The sequence below is a fragment of the Bacillus sp. JJ1503 genome (assembly GCF_036965125.1).
Lineage (GTDB): Bacteria > Bacillota > Bacilli > Bacillales > Cytobacillaceae > Cytobacillus.
Map to the genome: position 1 here is coordinate 1,825 of NZ_JBALOZ010000324.1, position 918 is coordinate 2,742.

The window sequence follows — 918 nt, forward strand, 5'->3', positions numbered from 1 at the left end:
TATCTTTCTGATAATTTTCTAATAATGTAGTATAAATTTTCCTTATTTCATTTGCAACGTTTGCCTTTATTTTACACAATCCAATAAATTCTCCTGAAACCAAACTTGTAACAGGAATGTTTTTACTAATATTACTTACATAGCCGTTTTTAACTATAACCTTTTCTGATTTTTGTAAATCTTCACCTGTTCTCCCTACATATCTATTTCTCCATTTAGAGTCTATTAATATGGTTATATCATCTTTACTAGCTATCAAGCTTTTTATTATGTTTGGTCTAAAGGTTATATCCGAATATGAAACCACTACATCAGAGTCTAACTCTTCACTTGCACACATTAATGTAGATAGAATATTAGTCGTATCCCAAGAATTGTTCGTGTAATATCGTAGGGAAGGATAGAATTCCATTATTTTTTCTAACTGAAAACCACCGATGAAAACTGTATCAGTAATTCCTGATTCTTTAAAACTATTCAAGATCCAATCCAATACTCTTCTACCAATAATATCTTTGTATAATGTTTTATGGTAATCAACAACTGAACCGTTACTAATACCTCGTCCAGCCCCGATAATGATTGACTTCAATTATGAACTCTCCAATCATAGTTTAATTTTTCCCCTCTTAGGTTCAACTTCACTTAAAATTGCTATATGTTTTAATACTGGATGTATAATAAAATAAGTTTCCCCTTCATACGGGTTCTTAGTTTCTTCTATTTGAAAAGTCCCCATTTTTTTATATCTACTTAAAACTTCTACAAGTAGGTCTGCTCTAATATACGGATCGTATATGTAATCAACATCTGGAATATTGATAGGAACATCGTACATTTTTTTTGCTAAAACAGGCCCCTCGTCAATTCTTTCATTTAAAAATATTGCTGATGCACCAAAATTCCCTTCAGATAATA

The 918-nt window shown here is 30.6% G+C and carries 2 protein-coding genes; both read right to left on the minus strand.

Annotated features, from left to right (window positions below):
* Positions 1-592, minus strand: a 592-nt coding sequence (locus V7149_RS21495; protein WP_335347635.1) for a hypothetical protein, incomplete at its 3' end; no start/stop codon positions are given.
* 15 nt (positions 593-607) lie between these two features.
* On the minus strand, positions 608-918 hold a 311-nt coding region (locus V7149_RS21500), incomplete at its 5' end, for a hypothetical protein (RefSeq protein WP_335347636.1).